We start from the raw sequence: 4,683 nt of genomic DNA on the forward strand, positions 1-4,683 counted from the left end.
AAGTTAAGCCCTCCAGAGCCGATGGTACTCCGCGGGAAACCGCGTGGGAGAGTAGGTCGCTGCCGGATTCTTTTTGAAGAGCCCCTGGTGCCGTAAGGCGCCAGGGGCTTTTGTCTTTGCGGGCTTGTTCAGCGTTTCGCCCGGGTGTCGATTCGGGCTACAGACCCCAGGCAGGAGATACGCGATGCCCTCCCTCCTGACGCGGCGCCCGGAGACCAAGTCGTTCAGCATCGAGGATCTGCTCGACCGCGTGCGGCGCGGTGAGGTGCGCATCCCCGACTTCCAGCGGCCCCTTCGGTGGACCGCGGAGGACGTGCGCGACCTGATCGACAGCGTCTATCGGGGCTATCCCATTGGGACGTTGTTGTTCTGGCGGCGTGAGGCCCCTGCCTCCAGTGTGAGCTTTGGGCCCGTGCGCATTGATGCGCCTTCCACGAGCCAGGGACTGTGGGCTGTGGACGGGCAGCAGCGGGTCACGGCTCTCGCGGGTGTGCTGCTTCACCCAGCGTATGGGGATGAGGTGGCGCGCGATGATTTCCACCTCTATTTCGATCTGGAGACCGAGGAGCTGCTGCCTCCGTCGCGGAACGCGGTGCCCCCTCCGCATTGGCTGCCGATGAATGAGGTGTTGGACAGCGAGTCGCTGCTCAACTGGCTCAACCGCTATCCGGATCGCGAAGCGCACCCGGAGCACATCCGTGCTGCCATCCGTCTGGGCAAGGCCATCCGCGAGTACCAGGTGCCCGCCTACGTCGTGGACACCACCGACGAGAAGGTCCTGCGGATCATCTTCAAGCGCCTCAACACCGCGGGCCGGCCCCTCACCGACGAAGAGGTCTTCAATGCGCTGTATGTGGGCTCGCGCTCACTCAGCCTGGAGTCGGTGACGCAGGGGATGGGGGAGCTGGGCTTCGGTGCCATTCCGGAGTCGCTGTTGCTGCGTGCCGTCCTGGCCGTGCGGGGCCTGGATTTCACGCGGGGCTACCAGCAGCAACTGAACCAGGACGACGACTTCACGGAGACCGTCCGGCGCACCGAGCGCGCGATGCGCGATGCCATCGTGTTCCTCAAGCGCGATGCGTTCATTCCGCACCTCAAGCTGCTGCCATCCCCCGAGAACTCGCTCGTGCTGCTGACGCGGTTCTTCCAGTTGCACCCGGAACCTTCTCCCCGGTCGCGGGAGCTGCTGTCCCGCTGGTTCTGGCGGCATGTCGTCTTTGGTGGCTGGGTGCTCAAGCCCTCCGAGGCCCTGGAGGTCGTCGCGGCCATGCGCTCCGATGAGGAACGCTCCATCCAGGCGATGTTGGCGCAAGTGGCCTCGCCCCTGATTCCCTGGTGGCTGGAGCCGGGGCTCCCCGTCATCCCCAATCCGGACGTCGCCCAGCCGCCCCTGGTTCTGCGCGTCATCCTGTTGTCCCTCCAGCCGCGCCACCTGCTGACAGGCGCGGTGCTGGAGCCAGGCGAGTTGCTCGACTCGGAGGCCGGGGGCTTCCTGGACATCCTCCCGGTGGAGAGCGCCCCGGAATGGGCGGTCCGTAGCGGGACCCTTCAGCGAGGGTTCCAACTCGTCGCCCCCTTCAACTTCCTCTTCCATCCCTCCCTGCCTGGAACGTCCGTCCTGGCGCTGCTCAGTCAGCGCTCGCTTCCAGACTCGGAGAGCCTGGCCAGCCAGGGGCTGACGCCCGCCATGCTCGAATATCTGTGGCGTGGCGAGCCCATGGACTTCCTCCGGCAGCGGCGTGCACACCTGGAGCCGATGGTGCGCCAGTTCATCGAAGCCCGGACGCGTTGGGAGGACTCGGACCGTCCTTCCCTCCAATCGATGATCATCGACGACGGAGACGACTGACATGGACCCCAGGCCTCATGCGTCCACCACCGGTGTCCTCGATGTCCTGATTGGCGATGTGCATGTCGGCACACTCACGCTGCTCGCCGATGAGCGCATCGAGTTCAGCGTCTCCGAGGAGTACCGTCAGCGCTATCCGCGCCCCGTGCTGGGCCAGTTCTTCGAGGACGACCTGTCGCGCCGGCACATCAGCCGCATGCGACTGCCGCCGTTCTTCTCCAACCTCCTTCCCGAAGGCCCGCTTCGCGACCTCATCTCCGAGCGCGAGCAGATTGCCCGGCAGCGCGAGTTCTTCTTCATCGCCCATCTGGGGGAGGACCTCTCTGGCGCCGTCGTCGTCCGGCCCGCGGGGGAGCTCCCTGTCCGTGACACCCCCCTGGTCGAAGCCCCCTCCGAGTCGGCTCCCTCCGACGGGGAACCGCTGCGCTTCTCGCTCGCGGGCGTGCAGCTCAAGTTCTCCATGCTCCGGCGCGACCGGGGGATGACGCTGCCCATGGGCGGCAAGGGCGGCGATTGGATCGTCAAGCTCCCGGACAACCGCTACGACCGCGTGCCGGAGAACGAGCTGTCCGTGATGACGTGGGCTCGCGCCACCGGCATCGACGTGCCGGAGATGCAGTTGCTCAAGGTCTCCGACCTCCACGGACTTCCGGAGGGCATCACCCTTCGCGAGGACCTGGCGTATGCCATCCGACGCTTCGACCGGCCGTCGCCCGGACACCGCGTGCACATGGAGGACCTGGCGCAGGTGCTGGGGCTGTACTCGGATGAGAAGTACAAGAAGTACAACTACGAGACCATCGCCAACGTGCTGCTCAAGGTCGCGGGACTGGATGCGCTCCAGGAGTTCCTGCGGCGGATGGTGTTCATCATCGCGTGCGGCAATGGCGACGCGCACCACAAGAACTGGTCGCTCTTCTACCCGGAGGGCACCCGTCCCACGCTGTCGCCCGCGTATGACTTCGTCTCCACCATCCAGTACATGCCTCAGGATCAGCTTGCGCTGAACCTGGCGAAGTCCAAGCGCTTTGACGACGTGTCACTGCAGAGCTTCGAGCGGTTGGCGCGCAAGCTGGGGCTTTCCGATGATGACGTCCTGCCGGTGGTGAAGGGGGCTGTCGAATCCGCGCTCGACACGTGGTCTTCGCTTCGCGCGGACCTGCCCATGCCGGAGTTGTTCAAGCACCGCATCGAGGAGCACTGGAAGAAGGTTCCCCTCCTCCAGGGCGAGGTGAAGCGCGGCGCGGGAGGGCTGCGGCAGACGGCCAATGCCTTCTTCACGCTCTACAACGAGCTGCCCCGCCTGGGCCCTGGCAGTGATGACTGCACCCGCGAGGCCCTTCGCCGGCTGCCTCCGTTGGGGGCTTCTCCTCGTGTGCTCGACCTGGGCTCGGGCACGGGCCGGCAGACGTTCGTGCTCGCCCAGACGCTTGGGACCCGGGTCACCGCCGTGGATCTGCACCGGCCCTATCTGGAGCGGCTGGAGCGGGAGGCTCGGGAGCGGGGCCTCGCGGATTCCATCATGACCCGACAGGAGGACATGGGCGCGCTGACGCTGCCTCCTGCTTCCGTGGACCTGCTGTGGTCCGAGGGCGCCATCTATGTGATGGGTTTCGGGCCGGGTCTGCGTCGCTTGCGGCCGCTGCTCGCGCCTGGGGGATTGGTGGCCGTCACCGAGTGCTCGTGGCTCACCGATGCCCGGCCTCCGGACGCCGTCCGCTTCTGGTCGGAGGGTTATCCTTCCATGGCCTCCATCTCCGAGAACCGCGCCACGGCGGAGGCTGAAGGGTTCACCGTGCTGGACACCTTCACGCTGCCCGCATCCGCGTGGTGGGACGACTACTACACGCCGCTGCTCCAGCGCATCGAACGGCTGCGACCTTTCGCGGACCCCGCGCTGCGTGAGGTCATCGCCGCAGCGGAGCAGGAGGTGGGCCTGTACCGCCGCCACGGGGACAGCTACGGCTACGTGTTCTACCTACTGCGTCTGCGCGAGCCTTGACTCTCGCGCTGCGGAGCTGCTCGGTCGTCAGGGGCACTCCGGTCTCTGATGACGGATGGGGCTCCTGCTTCAACGTCCGAGTCTGTGATTGCCAGGGCCTGATGGGGGCTTGGCGATGACAGGAATTGTGATTCCCCTTTCGCTGCTCAAGACGGGGAGGGTGGCGCGGGCGGGGACGAACGGGGAGGATGCCCGTCGGCCATGCCTCGTCCTGCTCCCGTCGGCGCCCCTGCCGGGGACGCTCCCACCGATGCCTCGCTGACGCTGCTCCGCATTCCCGGCGCGACGCAGGCGGACGCGGACACATTCTGGCTCACGCGTGTGTACCAGGGCGACCGCATGCCGCAGTTGACGCTGCGCGCGGTGGGGCTGGGCGCGGGGCTGGGCGTCCTCACCTGTGCCACCAACCTCTATGCGGGCCTGAAGACAGGCGTCGTGTTCGGCGTGGCCATCACCGCCGCGCTTCTTGCTTCCGCGACGCAGGGGGCCCTTCGCCGCGCTGTCCCTCGCGTCGCGGGGGCTCCGTTGTCACTGCTGGAAATGGGGTGCGCGCAGACGGTGGCCTCGTCGGCGGGGTATGCGACGGGTGGGGCGCTCGTGTCCGTGCAGGGCGCGTGGCTGCTGACGACGGGGCATCACCTTCCTGGCTGGACCCTGCTTGCGTGGACGTTCCTGTTGTCCGCGCTGGGGGTCCTCTTCGCTGTTCCTTTCAAGCGCCAGTTGGTGGACCGCGAGCAGCTTCCGTTCGCTTCCGGCACCGCCGCGGCAGCCACCGTGCGTGCTCTGCATGCGGGGGGCGATGCGTCCCGGCCCCGCTTGCGCATGCTGGGGG

3 protein-coding genes and 1 rRNA gene are annotated in these 4,683 nt (G+C 67.0%); all 4 read left to right on the top strand.

Annotated elements, in window-relative coordinates:
* Positions 1-68: ribosomal RNA gene (gene rrf, locus D7V88_RS45725) — 5S ribosomal RNA — on the top strand; the annotation flags it as partial.
* A gap of 116 nt (positions 69-184) precedes the next feature.
* The gene (locus D7V88_RS39030) at positions 185-1,849 is read left to right on the top strand and encodes a DUF262 domain-containing protein (RefSeq protein ID WP_120545605.1); all 1,665 of its coding nucleotides are present in this window, start codon (positions 185-187) and stop codon (positions 1,847-1,849) included.
* 1 nt (position 1,850) lies between these two features.
* Positions 1,851-3,851: a HipA domain-containing protein gene (locus D7V88_RS44910; RefSeq protein ID WP_244238629.1), complete on the top strand. Its 2,001-nt coding sequence runs from the start codon at positions 1,851-1,853 to the stop codon at positions 3,849-3,851.
* Positions 3,852-4,052: 201 nt separating this feature from the next.
* On the top strand, positions 4,053-4,683 hold a 631-nt coding region (locus D7V88_RS39040; protein WP_208726721.1), incomplete at its 3' end, for an OPT/YSL family transporter.

This window comes from Corallococcus terminator, assembly GCF_003611635.1.
In the GTDB taxonomy this organism is placed as follows: domain Bacteria; phylum Myxococcota; class Myxococcia; order Myxococcales; family Myxococcaceae; genus Corallococcus; species Corallococcus terminator.

What these genes read in the sequence shown, in the direction of transcription:
- D7V88_RS39030 (WP_120545605.1), top strand. Translation starts at nt 185, where the DNA reads ATGCCCTCCCTCCTGACGCGGCGCCCGGAGACCAAGTCGTTCAGCATC.
- D7V88_RS44910 (WP_244238629.1), top strand. Translation starts at nt 1,851, where the DNA reads ATGGACCCCAGGCCTCATGCGTCCACCACCGGTGTCCTCGATGTCCTG.